A 14722-nucleotide genomic window follows, 5' to 3' on the forward strand; every position below is an offset into this window, starting at 1 on the left:
CTGCGAAAAAAGGAGGAACGAACGATGGGAGAATGCAAACTGGACCACAGCGTGGCAGACGTTGAAAAAAAGCTGGAGGAACAAGCCCCTTACTTGCCGGCTGACTTGACAGAGAAGCTGCGTGCTTTCCTGCAGACGGACTTGTCCCAAGCCCAGTGCAATGAATTGTTTCATTTGCTGAAAAAATACGATCTCGCGACTGCCGAGGAGAAGCGGCAGCGTGAAGAAAAAATGGCAGTTCTGGTAGGGTGATTCGGCCCGTACATGCGCTCAAAGCGGTTTTCGGCCCAAAAAGCCGTCGTGCAGCCCGTGGTAATGGCTGACGCTTTCTTCGCCGGCTTTCCAGCAGAGAAGCACCTCTTTGCCGTCGATGATGGAGGGAAAGTCGACTAAGCCCATATCGATGTCTTTCACCTGGATGCCTTGGGAAGTGAGTCGGGAAATGCGCATCTGCGCTTCCATCTCCATGAAATCCAGGCGGCATTCCAGGTCAAATAGTTCCTGCTCGTCTACAGGCTGCCGTTTTCTCACTTGTTCACGCTGTCTGTAGGCTTCGAAGTAGCGGCGTTTGGCATCCTGCAAAAAGGAAATCTCTTCCTTGACATAGGGCAACAGTTGATTTGCCTGTTCCTGCGTAAAGATTTTTTTATTCAAGTGAACCGCCTCCTGGGCACTATTATACGCACGTTCGCTTTGCGAGAAAATGGCTGGGTGCATGCAAAAGTTTTTTGTCGACCAGATTCCCGAAAGGACAAGGAGATAGCATGAAAGACAGGCTGTATTACCAGGACCCGTACACCGATACGTTTTCCGCTTCCGTCGTCAAGCGGGGAGTGGAGGCGGACGGCACGCCGTACGTCGTGCTCGACCAGACGGCTTTTTACCCGACAGGCGGCGGTCAGCCCTGTGATCGGGGCATCCTCGCTGGCATCGAGGTCGTGGATGTGGAAGAAAGCGATGGCGAAGTCCGCCATCGGCTGGCAGCGCCCATACCGGAAGAGGCGCAACAGATAGACGGTCAGATCGACTGGCAGCGCCGTTTTGACCATATGCAGCAGCACGCCGGGCAGCACATCCTGTCCGCTGCTTTTCTGCAAGTGGCAGAGGCGGAAACGGTGGCGTTTCACCTGGGCGCGGAGAGAGTAACGATCGATGTGCGTCTGGATGAGCTGACCCCAGAACTGGCGGAGCAAGTAGAGAGCTTGGCGAATCAGGTCATCCTGGAAAACCGCACGATTACCGCGCAATTTGTGGACGAGCAAGACTTGAGCCGCTACCCGATCAAGAAGCAGCCGACGGTCACGGAAAACATCCGGCTTGTCATCATACCGGAGTTTGACTACAATCCGTGCGGTGGAACCCACCCCGCCCGTACCGGGGAAGTCGGGATGGTCAAAATTCTCGGTTGGGAGCGTCACCGCGGCAATATCCGCGTCGAATTTCTCTGCGGCTGGCGCGCCATGCGCGACTATACGAAAAAGCAGGCGACGCTAAAAGAGGCAGCGCGGCTGTTGGCAACAGCAGAAGCGGACGTGACCGGGCAAATCGCGCGGCTAGTGGCTGAACGCGACGCGCTCAAATCCGAGCTGATCGAAAAAGAGCGGTTGCTTTTGGAGGAGGAAGTGCGGCAGGAGCTGAGCCGTGCAGCTTCACTGGGAGAATTCCGGCTGATCCAGAGGGTGTGCGACGGCAAGTCGATCCAGCAGTTGCAGCAATACGCCCAAGAGGTCAACAGCCAGTCCGCGGATGTCGTCACCTTGCTGGCGACGGTTGGCGAGAAGCTGCAGCTCGTCTTTTCACGGGGATCAGATGTGCCTATTGCCATTAATCAGGTTATGAAGGACACGCTCCCGCTGATCGAAGGAAAAGGCGGCGGAAATCCGGCGATGGCACAAGGCGGCGGAGCGCCGCTGGTCGCCGCCGAGGACGTGCTCGAACACGCCAAAACACTCGTGGAAGCAGCCTTGCAGGCAGGCCTCGAACATCCGTGATAGCGCAAAAACGCAAGGAAAAAGGAGATGATCTGTCGTGATCTGGAATCCGGGAGATATCGTCCGCGTACCGTACAAGACGGGCGAGTACGTGGCAGAAGTAGTGGAGAACCATGAGAGCAAACTTTTGGTCAAGGTGCTGGCTGTGACCAAATTCCCCACCCAGGGCGACCTGCATACTTCCTACGAAGTAGACGTTCCGCTCTTTCACCAGCGCCCGGCGCTTTCGTACCAGGAAAAGTTCATGGTCCCCGTACAGTCGGTCATTCGTTACAACGGGGCAATCCCTGACTACAAGGAATCGCTGAAAAACGCCCTGGAGCGCGAGATGGAGAAGCTGAAAAAAATGTCCGCGTGGGCGCAGCGCTGCCTGGTCGAACTGGAGAACATCCACAAGGAAACCTTTACAAACGCAAAATAGCGTGGTACTGTAAGAGCGAAAGCAGCATTACAAGTGGATACCGCGATTACCAAACGGGGGCCAAGCATCGTTGGCTGAGATTGTAACAAGTGTGTTACTGACCGTTGAACCTGACCTGGGTCATGCCAGCGGAGGAAGAGGTAGGGAAATTTTTGGCGCAAATGACGTGGACGCCCGCGTACTTCTCGAAGAGAGGCGGCGTACCGCTTGCGTTGAGAAGATCGAACCCAACCATCCGGCGGCGGATGGTTTTTTGTTTGCCATTCGCCAGGATGGAAGATGTGGCTTCTTCTGTTTGTCTGGATCATCCAGCATGCGGAAGGAGCCTTTTTTCGTTGCTGAAGAGGGAATCGCGAGTGGCGAAAAGGAGGGGGAACATGCAGATTACGTTAAACGGCAAACAGGTAGAGCTTGCAGACGGGATCGTCACCATCAGCCAACTGCTGGAGGCGTATCAGTTGCGCAAGAAAATTGTCGTGGTTGAGCACAACGGAGAGATTCTCGACCGTTCTCACTACGAGAGCAAGACGATTGCAGATCGTGACCGCATTGAAATTGTTCACTTTGTCGGAGGAGGATGACAGATCATGGATACATTGAAAATTGGACCGTATGAGTTTCGTTCGCGTTTGCTCTTGGGCACCGGAAAATTTGCCGACCTGAAGACACAGGGGGAAGCAGTCGATGTGTCGGAGGCGGAGATTCTGACGTTTGCGATCCGCAGACTGAACGTGGACAACCCAAACGAGCCAAATTTTTTGGAAAAGCTCGATTTGAAAAAATACACGCTCTTGCCTAACACCGCCGGCGCTTACACCGTCGAGGAAGCCGTGCGCATTGCCAGACTGGCGAAGGCATCCGGTCTGTGTGACATGATCAAGGTGGAAGTCATCGGCGATCCCAAAACCTTGCTGCCTGATCCGATCGGCACGCTGGAAGCCTCGCGTATCCTCGTGGAAGAGGGTTTTATCGTTCTGACCTATACCAATGACGACCCGATTCTGGCCAAGCGTCTGCAGGAAGTAGGTGTTCACGCGGTGATGCCAGGCGCTTCGCCGATCGGCTCCGGCCAGGGGATTGTCAACGAAAACAACATCCGCTTTATTATCGAAGATGCGAAAGTGCCGATTATCGTGGACGCTGGAATCGGTTCGCCTGCCGATTGCGCCAAAGCGATGGAGCTGGGTGCGGACGGCGTGCTGCTGAACACGGCGGTAGCGCTCGCCGACGATCCGGTCAAGATGGCAGAAGCGATGAAGCTCGCTGTCCAGGCAGGACGCCTTGGCTATTTGGCTGGACGCATCCCGAAAAAGCGCTATGCCTCTGCGAGCAGCCCGACAGAAGGGATGATTGAGTAAATGGATCGGCTGAATGAGGCTATCGCCGCCATCGCCCGCCGGGAGGATGAACTGTTCGCGCTGCTCGGAAAGCTGATCGCTTGCCCAACGGTAAGCCCCCCCGCCCGCAACAGCGGAGAAGCCCAGACGCTGCTTGCAAATGAGCTTGCCAAATTGGGATTCGAGGTAGACCGATGGCCTGTTTTTCCCGGGGATGACAACGTCGTGGGCTGCCTTCGCGGCTCTGCCTCCGAACAGGCAAAGAGTCTGATCGTCAACGGCCATATCGATGTAGCAGAGGTAGGTGACTCGTCGGGCTGGAGCTATCCGCCTTTTGCCCTGACGCGAGGTGCGGACGGCCGTCTGTACGGACGCGGAGTCGCCGATATGAAAGGTGGACTGGCGGCTTCGCTGTTCGCGATCCAGATGCTGCGCGAACACGGCGTAGAGCTGAAGGGTGATCTGATCTTCCAGTCCGTCATCGGCGAAGAAGCAGGAGAAGCCGGCACACTGGCCGCGATCGAACGCGGCTATACAGCCGACTACGCGGTTGTCGTCGATTCCAGTGATCTGCATATGCAGGGACAGGGCGGCGTCATCACCGGGTGGATCACGATAGAAAGCCCGACGACCCTGCACGACGGCATGCGGGCGAACACCATTCATGCCGGAGGACGGGTGCACGGTGCCTCCGCGATCGAAAAAATGATGAAGATCATCGCCGCCTTGCAAGATCTGGAACGCCACTGGGCCGTGATGAAATCGTACCCAGGCTTTCCGCCCGGCAGCAACACGATCAACCCGGCAGTGATCGAGGGAGGTCGTCATGCCGCCTTTATCGCCGATCGCTGCGCGCTCTGGATTACCGTTCATTTTTACCCCAATGAGTCTCACGAAGAGATCATCCAAGAGATCGAGGATCATGTAAACAAGGCGGCGGCAGCTGACCCGTGGCTTCGCGATCACCTGCCCGTCTACCGCTGGGGCGGCCGCTCGATGATCGAGGAAAGAGGAGAGATTTTCCCTTCCCTGGAGCTTGACCGCGACCACCCGGGACTTGCTTGCCTGCAAGTTGCCCATCAGGCGCAATTTCAGCAAAATCCGGTCGTGGACATGACCCCGACCGTGACAGACGCAGGCTGGTTTGCGCATGCCGGGATTCCCGCAGTGCTGTATGGACCGGGGGAGCTGTCACAGGCGCATACGGTCGATGAATCCGTAGATCCGCAGCAGCTCGTCAGCTTTGCGCAAACGATGGCCCGGTTTATCGCCACCTGGTGCAACCAGCCAAAACATGTGTAGGAGGAAACCAATATGACAGCCTTTCATCAGCGACTGATGGAGCGAGTAGGACCGGTCTGGGAGCGCACCCATCAGCATCCTTTTGTGACCGGGCTTGGGGATGGGACACTGCCCGTCGAGTCGTTTCGCTATTACATGAAGCAGGATTACCTTTACCTGATCGACTACGCGAAAATGTTCGCGCTCGCCAGCGTAAAGGCATACGACCTCGGGACGAGCGCCAAGTTCGCCGCTCTGCAGGAATCGACGTTGAACACGGAGATGTCGCTTCACCGCCAGTACGCGGAGCGCTTTGGCATCTCCCGCGAGGAATTGGAAGCGACCGAGCCTTCCTTTGTCCTCATCGCCTACACCAGCTACATGCTCAAGGTTGCCCAGCAAGGATCGCTGGCAGAGCTGGTTAGCGCACTTTTGCCTTGCACGTGGAGCTATTGGGAGATCGGCAAGAGGCTGGCCAAAGTGGAAGGTGCCCTGGAGCATGAGCTGTACGGAGAATGGGTACGCATGTACAGTTCGGATGAATTCGGCGAGCTTGCCAAGTGGCTGATCGAGATTATGGACCAGCTTGCAGAAGGAAAAAGCGAGCAGGAGCTGGCGCGGCTGGAAGAGCATTTCGTCGTCACGTCCCGCCTGGAATACTTGTTCTGGGATATGGCATACCGGAGGGAACTTTGGCCGTGCTAGAAAAAATCGCGTTCTCCCGCGTCCATTTTTCCTATGGCAGAAAGCCGATTCTGGCTGACTTCGACTTGCTAGTCGGGGCGGGAGAGTTCGTCAGTCTGGTCGGGCCCAGCGGCATCGGCAAGAGCACGCTGTTCCAGCTGCTGGCCGGTCTGTTGCAGCCCGGCTCCGGCGAGATTCGCCTGGACGGCAGCAGCACACAGCAGCGGTTGGGCCGGATCGGCTACATGCCGCAGCGCGATTCCCTCATGGCATGGCGTACGGTCGTGGAGAACGCTGCTCTGCCTCTGGAAATCCAGGGCGTACCTGCCCGGGAAGCACAGGAGCGGGCGCGTACCGAACTCCCGCGCTATGGCTTGGCGGAATGGGCGGACGCCTACCCTGCGCAGTTGTCCGGGGGGATGCGCCAGCGCGTTTCGTTCCTTCGCGCTGTCCTGCACGGAGCAGACACGATGCTGCTGGACGAGCCGTTCGGGGCATTGGACGGAATTACCCGGATGGAGATGCAGGAGTGGCTGCTTGCGATGTGGCAGCATACAAGGACGACCATGCTGATGATTACCCACGATATTGATGAAGCGATCCTGATGGCGGACCGGGTGATTTTGTTGACCGGAACACCGATCACGAGGCCGGTCGAACTGCCCGTATCGATCGTTCGGCCGCGCGCTGCGTCCAGTCGCAACCAGCCCGCGTTTTTGGAGCTGCGGGAACAGATCTGGGAGCTGTTGCGGCAGGCGATGCAGGAGCCGTCGCGAGAGGAGCGGCTGGTACGATGAGCAGCACTCGACGAAGCCTTTGGTTTGCCATCTCGCTTACCCTGTTTCTGATCGGCTGGGAAGCCGTGTGTCGCCTGTTTGCCATCCCGGCCTTTATTCTTCCTGCGCCGAGCTCGGTACTGCTCGCTTTATGGGAGTTGCGCCAGACATTGCTCGGACTTCATCTTTGGGCGACGCTAAAAGAAGTGTTGATCGGGCTTGCGCTGTCGATCGCATTTGCCGTCTTGCTGGCGTTTGCCATGCACATGAACAGGGCGGTCCAGCAACTCGTCTACCCGTATATCGTCATTTCCCAGACGATTCCGATTATTGCGCTGTCCCCTGTCTTTATTCTCTGGTTTGGCTACGACCTGTCGGGGAAAATCGCAGTGACGATCCTGTTTACCTTTTTCCCGATCGTCGTCTCCACCTATGACGGGCTGCGCGCTACCGATCCGGAAATGGTCAACCTGATGCGCACGATGGGGGCCAATCGCTGGCAAATCTTTTCCAAGCTGCAGCTTCCCAGCAGCCTGCCGCATTTTTTCAGCGGATTGAAGGTAGCGGCTACCTACAGTGTATCGGGGGCGACAATCGGCGAGTGGCTGGGAGCAAGCGAGGGTCTTGGCTATTTTGGCAGACGGGCATCAGGAAATTTTCAGGCCGATGCGCTGTTTGCCTCTGTACTACTGCTCTCGCTGCTCGGCATGCTGCTATTCTGGACCGTGGGCCGAATTGAGCGGCACTACAGTCCGGAATGGCGGGCAAAAAAACAAATTGCAAAGTTGCAAAAAAGGAGATCATCGAGTTGAAGACAAAACAGAAGAGCTGGAAAATCATTACCCTGGCAGCGGCACTTGCCACAGGCTTGACTGCATGTGCAAGCCCGGGCCAGGAAGCACCGCAGGCAGCTCCGCAAAGCGGAGACGAGAAGACCAAGCTGACGATCGCGCTTGACTGGTACCCAAACGCGGTCCATTCCTTCCTCTACGTCGCGGAGGAAAAAGGCTATTTTGCGGACGAAAACCTGGATGTACACATCCAGATGCCCTCTGACACCAACGATCCGTTGAAGCTCGCAGCTGCAGGGCAAGTCGACCTGGCTATCAGCTACCAGACCCAGGTCATCTCCGCACGCGCGGAAGACATTCCCGTCGTCGCGGTAGCTGCCCTGGTACGGCACCCGCTCAACGCGATTATGACGAGACAGGACAGCGGTCTTGATTCGCCGGAGAAGCTGGCAGGCAAAGTGATCGGCTATCCTTCCATCCCGTTCAACGAAGCGATCGTGCGCACTGCTGTCAAAGAAGCAGGTGGCGACGACTCGGGGCTGTCGTTTGTCGACATCGGCTTTGACATCGTTCCTGCTCTGACTGCCAAACAGGTAGATGCGGTCGTCGGCGGATACATCAACCATGAGCAATTGATTCTGGAGAAGCACGGGGTCGCCGTCCATGCCTTCCAGCCTGAATCTGTAGGCGTTCCGGACTACTACGAGCTGGTGCTGGTCACCAGCGACGCCAACGCAGAGGACAAAAAAGATGCGATCGCGGCATTTTTGCGCGCGACCAGCCAGGCGCAAGAGTACGTCAAGGCCCATAAAGAGGAAGCGCTCGACCTGCTTCTCGCCAAACAGGCGCAAGAGTTCCCGCTCGAAGAGGACATTGAGCAAAAAAGCCTGGATATTTTGATCCCGCTCATGGACGCCGGGGACCAACCGTTCGGACATCAGACCCTGGAGTCGTGGCAGACGATGATCGACTGGATGAAGGAGCGCGAATTAATCTCCAAACCGCTCCAGGCCGAAGAGATCATGCAGAATATCGCATACTGAAAAAATGATGGGTTTTCTTTCGCACATAAGCACTTTATAATAAGTATGTGAATGCTTGTGTGAGGAGATCATGCGATGGAAGATAATCAAAACAAGCGTGAAAACAAATGGGTATTGGTAGGTATGATCGGTTCCGTGCTCGCTTGTGCGGTCGCGATGGTCATTTTTATCTATCACTCGATCTGATGTATACACGCACATATCCATGTGAAAAAGGCTCTCCTGAAGTCGACCGACCTTCGGGAGCAGCCTTTTGCCATCTTCGTCACCGAATGTCTCTCAGCTTTTGTTCCGCTTGCCGGGGCGACAGATGGTGCAATTCGCGAAATCCGACCTCAAGGGTGACGGTGCGCCCTTCGACGATCGGGTAGACGCCTTGCCACAAGCCTGTAATGCTGTAGAAGTCCGTTCCTTTTACGTTTTGCAAAAACAGCAAATAGTCGCCTCCCGTCAAAGGGCCCGGATACGTTTGGTTGAGCGGACTTTCTCTGCCGGGCAGCGGATCGATGCCCGTGCTGATTAGCGTGACGGAAGAACCGATGCGTCCTTTGATGAGTGTGCGGATGTGAAAGGATTGGGTGTAATTGACGATCTTGCCTTCGCGGATCGTGCGTCCTGTAGGGTAGGAGCGGATCTGGCTGCCAATCGTGCCGATAGCGATCGCGTCCGAGCGCTGGATGAGTCCTCGCAGGCTGGCGGCAGAAGTCGAGTCAATCTGTACGCGAGCCGGGTCGGTAACGGCGTGGCCGGGGATGGCAAGCATCACTGTGACGATGCAGGAAAGCAGGAAGAGAACAGACAGAAAACGGCGTGTCTTCAACAGAGAATGCCTCCTAACTGCTGCGGGAAAACAGGGCTTTTGGCTTAGTATAAGCAAAGAAGGGTTCGTTAGTCGGACGCAATCAGATGTAAATTGTGTTATTATTTTGAATAGATAGAACTTGTGCATCCATGACCTTGCACATAAAAAGCAAAAACGAAGAACGACAATACACGGAGGAGGAGTATATGAACCCTAGTCTCAAACGCGCATGTACCTGGGTATTGAGCATGCTGCTCGTGTTTTCTCTGGCAGCAGCACCCACTTTTGCCCAAAGCCAGCCCGTCGCAGACCAGGCACTGGCCGCACAACTGGAAAGTTACTTGAGCACGCTGAAACAGGAAGCAGACAGCATCGGGCTGCACGCCGGGATTGCTGTATACGATTTGACCGCTGACACATACTTGTATCGGCACAACGAGAATCGGGGGTATATACCCGCATCCAACTTGAAACTGTTCACCACTGTTGCCGGATTCGAGCGGCTGGGACCCGACTATCGCTGGAAAACAGAGGTGTACGTCAACGGATCTGTCTCAGAGGGTGGTGTGCTCACGGGCGATCTCGTCCTGAAAGGGTACGGCGATCCGAGCTTGACCGCAGAGAAGCTGGCAGAGATCGCAGGCGCTCTCAAACAAAAAGGAATTACCCGCGTGACGGGCAAACTGCTCGTCGACGAGAGTTACTTTGATGCACAGCGGCTGGGACCGGCCTGGATGTGGGATGACGAGCCGTACGGATACAGCGCGCAGATCAGCGCCCTTGCTGTCAACAAAAATACGGTCAGCCTGTCCGTGTCTCCCGGGACTACCCCGACGGTAACCTTGCAGCCTGCTACTACATACCTGACGATCACCAACCGGCTGACGAGTGTGCCCGGAAGCAACCAGCGGAGCATAACGATCGAGCGGCCTCGCGGCAAGAATGAGATCATCCTGACGGGGCAGATGGGAGCCAATGCTGCCGTTTACAGGCAGGATGTGACGATGGAAGACCCGGCGCTGTATGTGGCCGATGTCTGGAAGCAGCAGTTGCAGGCGCAAGGAATCGCCCTGCATCCGCAGCTCCAGATCGAAAAGACGACCCTCAGCGGCGGAACACCGATCCATACCCACTATTCGCCCACGCTCGCTGAAATCAGCGTGCAATTGAATAAAGAAAGCGACAATTTTTACGCTGAGATGATGCTGAAAACGCTTGGCGCTACCCAGCGTGGTGAAGGCAGCTTTGCGGCTGGCAGCAGGGTCGTTGCAGAAGTGATGCAGCAGGCAGGCGTACCGGATGGCTACAAAATTGTCGACGGGTCTGGGCTCTCCCGTCTGAACTGGATTACAGCAGAGCAAATGGTGAAACTTCTCGCCTACGTACAGGAGCGGGAATACGCTGACGCTTTTGTCCGGACGCTTCCGATCGCGGGTGTGGACGGTACGCTGCGAAGCCGCCTCGTCGGAACTCCAGCAGCGCAGGTTGTGACCGCGAAGACAGGATCGATGGGCGGCGTAAACGGAGTCTCCGGCTACGTCACGGCGAAAAACGGGCACAAGCTCGCCTTTTCCATCCTGATCAACGGCATCTACAAATCCGCATACGCGCGAAACCTGCAGGATCATCTGATGCTCCAGCTCGCCGCTTACCCGGAAATCACGCCGCCGCAAGGGTACACGCCTGAGCAGGAAAAAACATACCGCTTGTCGGAACTGCTCGATCCGGTGATCGCCGAGGCGGAAGCAGCCCACTTGACGGTCGGGGCACTGGTCAGATCACTGGATGAAACAGGCGAGGAAGCCATCTGGTATGAGCGGGAAGCGGATCGGCTGTTTACCCCGGCAGCCAGTGTAAAACTTTTGACGAGCATCGCTGCCCTGCAAGAGCTCGGCCCGGATTTTACGTACAAAACGGAAGTGTACGCAGGAGCAGCCCTGCCAGCCAATGGCATGATGAACAGCAACCTGTTTATCAAAGGCTATGGCGACCCGACACTGCGCTTGCAGGATTCTTCTGAGGATCAGCAAGGAGCCTCGCTCGACAAAATCGTCACGTGGCTTGCCGACCGAGGGGTCAAACGGATTTCCGGCGATATCGTCCTCGACGAGAGCTACTTCGACCAGGAGCGGCTCGGACTGGGATGGACGTGGGACGACGAAAATGAAGCGTTTAACCCGAGGCTGGGCGCATTGTCCGTCAACAAGGGAACGGTCACGATCGCCTACAGACCGGGCGAAAATGCCGGAGAGCCGGTACAGGTCGACGTATATCCGCGTACTTCCATGGTCGAAGTGAGCAATACGGCTGTTACCGTGGGTGCCAACGAGAGAGAGACCATCACGATCGAGCGCGTGAGAGGAACCAATCAGTTCCGCATCAGCGGCAACCTGCCTGTATCCCGTGACGGAGGAGCCCGGGCGATCCCGGTGGAAGATCCGGCTCTGTACGTGGGAGCTGTGCTCAAGGACAAACTCGAGCAAGCCGGTATCTCTCTTTCCCCGAACAGCAAGGTAGTGACAGGCACGGTGCCGGCGAATGCCGTCAAGCTGACGGAGTTTGCGTCGCAGCCCCTCTCCGAGATCGTGTACGAGATGAACAAAAGCGGCGACAATTTCATCGCAGAACTGCTGATGAAAACGCTCGGTGCCGTGAAAAAAGGGAAAGGCACCAGTTCAGCCGGAGCGGAAGCGATCCTGGAGACAGTGCAAGCGCTCGGCGGACAGACCAACTTTGACCTGGTGGACGGTTCCGGTCTGACTCGTTACAACTGGATGTCTCCGCGCCATGTCGTCGCAGCGCTTGAAGGCATCAGCCAGCAAGCAGTATTCCCCGTCCTGGAAGAGTCCCTCGCTATCGCTGGTGTCGACGGTTCCCTGCGCAACCGCCTGGCCGGTACCGAAGCGGCAGGAAATCTGAAAGGAACCCTTGGTACGCTGACAGATGTAGACACACTCAGCGGCTATGTGACGACAGCTGGAGGAGAGAGGCTCGTGTTCTCCATCATGGTAAACGGCTATGCGGCAGATGCCAAAATACCGGATGATCTGTTGGAGGAAATCGCTGAAATTCTCGCTGCGTACGAATAGCGAAAAAAGGTGGGAGGATGTCCCTTGCGCACAGACTGCGCGCGAGGCGGCATCCTTTTTCGGTTTTTCTGGGTGGATGGCGGATGTCTGCAAGTGTCGGGCGCTCCCCCCTTTGACATATCTATATCCAGAATGCATCTGACATCGATACCGGAACGGACGGAGGACAGGATGGACGTAAAAGGCACGCGATATGATAGTACGAAGCTGGAACTGATTGCTGCTGCCGTGCTGGAGCGGGCAGGCGTTTCTCCCTCCCATGCGAAGACAGTCGCAGCATGTCTCGTGCATGCTGATCTGCGCGGGGTAGATTCGCACGGGCTATCGCGACTGCCGATTTACCTTGCACGGATAGAGACGGGGGCCGTATCTTGCCAGAAAACGCCGACGTTGATCCGCCAAAGCGGTGCGACCGCTTGCCTGGATGGAGCCAATCAGCTTGGTGCGGTAGCTGGTGAGGCTGCGCTGGAGCATGCCCTGGGGCTGGCTCGTGCATACGGAGTCGGAATCGTCGGGGTCTGCCATTCCAATCATTTTGGCGCTTGCTCGTATTACGCGCAAAAAGCGGTGGAACAAAAGATGATACTGCTGGTGCTGTCGAATGCACCGAAGTCGATTGCACCAGTCGGAGGGATACGTCCCTTTTTCGGCACGAATCCAATCGCGATCGGTATTCCCGCGGGTAGCGAGGCTCCTTTTTTGCTGGACATGGCGACGAGCGTGACAGCGAGAGGAAAAATCATGCTGGCCCATCAAAAAGGGGAGTCAATCCCCGCCGACTGGGCGATGGATGCACAGGGAGAGCCGACGACAGACCCGGCAGAGGCATTGCAGGGGACGCTGCTTCCGATCGGCGGGGCAAAAGGATACGGCTTGGCGATGTTTATCGACATTATGTCCGGCTTGCTGACGGGAGCGGCTGTCGGTGAACACGTCAAAGGCTTGTACGAGAGCCTGGATGAGCCGCAAAATGTCGGTCATCTGTTTGTCGCCATCGAAGTGGAGCGATTTATGCCGTACGAACAGTTCCAAGCCATGATGGATTCCTACATCCGCGAGGTGAAAGCAGTGCCGAGGCGAAAAGGGGTCGAGCAGATATGGATTCCCGGCGAGATCGAGTGGAATACCATGCAGCACTATCACAAATACGGGATTCCGCTGGCGCCGGGAATTGCCGCCGAGGTGGAAGCGGTATGTCGCCGTTACGGCATCGACTTCCAGGAAGCGGTGATCCGGGAAGCCGGAAGCTGAACTTTCTTGATGCCCAAGCATCATGGACATCTTTTTGCACATAGACTGGTTTCATCGATGGAAAGGAGTGCCAGTCAGATGCAAAGACATATGTGCAAAGGAAAAATTCATCGCGCTACCGTCACACAGGCCGAGCTTGATTACGTCGGCAGCATCACGATTGACGAGCTTCTGATGAAAGCAGCGGACATCATGCCGTACGAGATTGTCCAGGTGACGAGTCTGCGCAATGCCACGCGCTGGAAAACCTATGCCTTGCCAGCGGAGGCGGGGACAGGTAAGATTTGCTTGAATGGTCCTCCCGCTCATCTTTTCCAACCGGGTGATCTCGTCATCATTCTCAGCATGGGAATGTATGAGCAAGAAGAGGCCGAAAAACTCATCCCGCGTGTGGTGTTTGTCGATGAACAGAACCGGATCACCAAGGTAGAAGAGCACCATCTGATCCAGAATGGGGAGATGAACCCATAAAAGCGCCGAACGTCGGAAAGTGGAGCAAACACAAACATATGGTACTCGACCCGCTCTTGCAAGAGCACTTGCCTGAAACGCAACCCTTTACCCCGGAAAGACTATGGCACTACACGGAAAACTACCGACGTGTACTGCTCAAACCTACTGGCGGCGGTGGCGGAGCAGGCATTATCAAGGTGACAAAGCAAGGGAATGAGCGGTTTCAAATCCACGCGGGCAGCGTGCGCAGGATCGTCACGGGAAAAACGCGAACCGTGCAGGCCATTCGCGCACTGTTTCGACCGAAAATGTACCTGTTGCAACCTTACCTTTCCCTCGGAAGGATTGAGGGGAGGCCCTTTGACGTGCGTGTCATGGTGCAAAGAAAAAGCCGACATGATCCATGGGTAATCACAGGCTGGCTGGCCAAACTGGCGGGACCGGGGTTTATCGTCACCAACATTCGGCGAAGCAGGGGTAAAGTGCTGCCGCTGGAAACCGCGATACGCCGCTCGAACATTGCTGCGCCACCGGATCTTCTGGATGTGCTGTACAACATTTCCATGGCAGTCGCCCAATGTCTGGGCGAGGCGTATCCGACACTCCGGGAAATCGGCCTCGACATGGGGATCGACACGGAAGGCAAGCCGTGGATTATTGAGGCAAACTTTCGCCCCTCCCTGTCGCTGTTTCTGCAACTGCCCAATCGCGCCTATTACAGACGGATCAAGGCCATGCGTCTTCGCAAGGCAGGAGCCACCTAGCTTCCCGACTGTTCGGGCAGGTGGTTCCTCCCATCCTTT

General features: G+C 56.3%; 16 protein-coding genes and 1 riboswitch. Of the genes, 14 read left to right on the plus strand and 2 right to left on the minus strand.

What is annotated here, in order from left to right:
- Positions 1–24: 24 nt before the first annotated feature.
- Complete coding sequence (locus ACAF76_RS10005) at positions 25–252, plus strand: hypothetical protein (RefSeq protein WP_421617785.1); 228 nt, start codon at positions 25–27, stop codon at positions 250–252.
- 18 nt (positions 253–270) lie between these two features.
- On the opposite strand, the gene ACAF76_RS10010 is transcribed toward ACAF76_RS10005, so the two are convergent.
- Positions 271–654 (minus strand): DUF2203 domain-containing protein, encoded by a 384-nt coding sequence (locus ACAF76_RS10010; RefSeq protein ID WP_421617786.1) that lies wholly within the window; start codon positions 652–654, stop codon positions 271–273.
- A 110-nt stretch (positions 655–764) separates the two neighbouring features.
- Here ACAF76_RS10010 and ACAF76_RS10015 point away from each other — a divergent pair, with 110 nt between their 5' ends.
- The 9 genes from ACAF76_RS10015 to ACAF76_RS10055 all read left to right on the plus strand — a co-directional run bounded on the left by ACAF76_RS10015 (position 765) and on the right by ACAF76_RS10055 (position 8324).
- On the plus strand, positions 765–1991 hold the full coding sequence (locus ACAF76_RS10015; protein ID WP_421617787.1) for an alanyl-tRNA editing protein: 1227 nt from the start codon (positions 765–767) through the stop codon (positions 1989–1991).
- 37 nt (positions 1992–2028) lie between these two features.
- Positions 2029–2412 (plus strand): kinase-associated lipoprotein B, encoded by a 384-nt coding sequence (locus ACAF76_RS10020; RefSeq protein ID WP_421617788.1) that lies wholly within the window; start codon positions 2029–2031, stop codon positions 2410–2412.
- A 43-nt stretch (positions 2413–2455) separates the two neighbouring features.
- Positions 2456–2566, plus strand: a riboswitch (TPP riboswitch).
- Between the two features lie 223 nt (positions 2567–2789).
- Entirely contained in the window at positions 2790–2993 is a 204-nt protein-coding gene (thiS, locus tag ACAF76_RS10025) for a sulfur carrier protein ThiS (protein WP_421617789.1), read from the plus strand.
- A gap of 6 nt (positions 2994–2999) precedes the next feature.
- Positions 3000–3770 (plus strand): thiazole synthase, encoded by a 771-nt coding sequence (locus ACAF76_RS10030; protein ID WP_421617790.1) that lies wholly within the window; start codon positions 3000–3002, stop codon positions 3768–3770.
- Complete coding sequence (locus ACAF76_RS10035) at positions 3771–5051, plus strand: acetylornithine deacetylase (protein WP_421617791.1); 1281 nt, start codon at positions 3771–3773, stop codon at positions 5049–5051.
- A gap of 12 nt (positions 5052–5063) precedes the next feature.
- Entirely contained in the window at positions 5064–5735 is a 672-nt protein-coding gene (tenA, locus tag ACAF76_RS10040; protein ID WP_421617792.1) for a thiaminase II, read from the plus strand.
- Positions 5729–6511 (plus strand): ABC transporter ATP-binding protein, encoded by a 783-nt coding sequence (locus ACAF76_RS10045; protein ID WP_421617793.1) that lies wholly within the window; start codon positions 5729–5731, stop codon positions 6509–6511. Before tenA ends, ACAF76_RS10045 begins: the two co-directional genes overlap by 7 nt.
- Positions 6508–7302: an ABC transporter permease gene (locus ACAF76_RS10050; protein ID WP_421617795.1), complete on the plus strand. Its 795-nt coding sequence runs from the start codon at positions 6508–6510 to the stop codon at positions 7300–7302. Before ACAF76_RS10045 ends, ACAF76_RS10050 begins: the two co-directional genes overlap by 4 nt.
- On the plus strand, positions 7299–8324 hold the full coding sequence (locus tag ACAF76_RS10055; RefSeq protein WP_421617796.1) for an ABC transporter substrate-binding protein: 1026 nt from the start codon (positions 7299–7301) through the stop codon (positions 8322–8324). The genes ACAF76_RS10050 and ACAF76_RS10055 overlap by 4 nt, the downstream gene beginning before the upstream one ends.
- Positions 8325–8589: 265 nt before the next feature.
- On the opposite strand, the gene ACAF76_RS10060 is transcribed toward ACAF76_RS10055, so the two are convergent.
- A complete protein-coding gene (locus ACAF76_RS10060; RefSeq protein WP_421617797.1) occupies positions 8590–9144 on the minus strand; it encodes a hypothetical protein in 555 nt (184 codons plus the stop codon).
- A gap of 188 nt (positions 9145–9332) precedes the next feature.
- Between ACAF76_RS10060 and dacB the strand changes: the two genes are divergently transcribed.
- From dacB to ACAF76_RS10080, 4 genes are all read left to right on the plus strand, one after another.
- On the plus strand, positions 9333–12215 hold the full coding sequence (gene dacB / locus ACAF76_RS10065; protein ID WP_421617798.1) for a D-alanyl-D-alanine carboxypeptidase/D-alanyl-D-alanine endopeptidase: 2883 nt from the start codon (positions 9333–9335) through the stop codon (positions 12213–12215).
- 171 nt (positions 12216–12386) lie between these two features.
- Entirely contained in the window at positions 12387–13466 is a 1080-nt protein-coding gene (locus tag ACAF76_RS10070; protein WP_421617799.1) for an Ldh family oxidoreductase, read from the plus strand.
- Between the two features lie 78 nt (positions 13467–13544).
- Positions 13545–13937 carry an aspartate 1-decarboxylase gene (gene panD / locus ACAF76_RS10075; RefSeq protein ID WP_421617801.1) on the plus strand — a complete coding sequence of 131 codons (393 nt, stop codon included), beginning with the start codon at positions 13545–13547 and terminating at the stop codon, positions 13935–13937.
- Positions 13934–14683, plus strand: coding sequence for a YheC/YheD family protein (locus tag ACAF76_RS10080; RefSeq protein ID WP_421617910.1), 750 nt, complete (start codon positions 13934–13936; stop codon positions 14681–14683). The genes panD and ACAF76_RS10080 overlap by 4 nt, the downstream gene beginning before the upstream one ends.
- Positions 14684–14722 lie beyond the last annotated feature (39 nt).

Source organism: Brevibacillus sp. TJ4 (assembly GCF_044627595.2).
Lineage (GTDB): Bacteria > Bacillota > Bacilli > Brevibacillales > Brevibacillaceae > Brevibacillus.

Bases quoted from the DNA above. Each gene is read 5' to 3' on its own strand.
- ACAF76_RS10005 (WP_421617785.1), top strand. From the start codon at position 25: ATGGGAGAATGCAAACTGGACCACAGCGTGGCAGACGTTGAAAAAAAG.
- ACAF76_RS10015 (WP_421617787.1), top strand. From the start codon at position 765: ATGAAAGACAGGCTGTATTACCAGGACCCGTACACCGATACGTTTTCC.
- thiS (WP_421617789.1), top strand. From the start codon at position 2,790: ATGCAGATTACGTTAAACGGCAAACAGGTAGAGCTTGCAGACGGGATC.
- ACAF76_RS10030 (WP_421617790.1), top strand. From the start codon at position 3,000: ATGGATACATTGAAAATTGGACCGTATGAGTTTCGTTCGCGTTTGCTC.
- ACAF76_RS10035 (WP_421617791.1), top strand. From the start codon at position 3,771: ATGGATCGGCTGAATGAGGCTATCGCCGCCATCGCCCGCCGGGAGGAT.
- tenA (WP_421617792.1), top strand. From the start codon at position 5,064: ATGACAGCCTTTCATCAGCGACTGATGGAGCGAGTAGGACCGGTCTGG.
- ACAF76_RS10050 (WP_421617795.1), top strand. From the start codon at position 6,508: ATGAGCAGCACTCGACGAAGCCTTTGGTTTGCCATCTCGCTTACCCTG.
- dacB (WP_421617798.1), top strand. From the start codon at position 9,333: ATGAACCCTAGTCTCAAACGCGCATGTACCTGGGTATTGAGCATGCTG.
- ACAF76_RS10070 (WP_421617799.1), top strand. From the start codon at position 12,387: ATGGACGTAAAAGGCACGCGATATGATAGTACGAAGCTGGAACTGATT.
- panD (WP_421617801.1), top strand. From the start codon at position 13,545: ATGCAAAGACATATGTGCAAAGGAAAAATTCATCGCGCTACCGTCACA.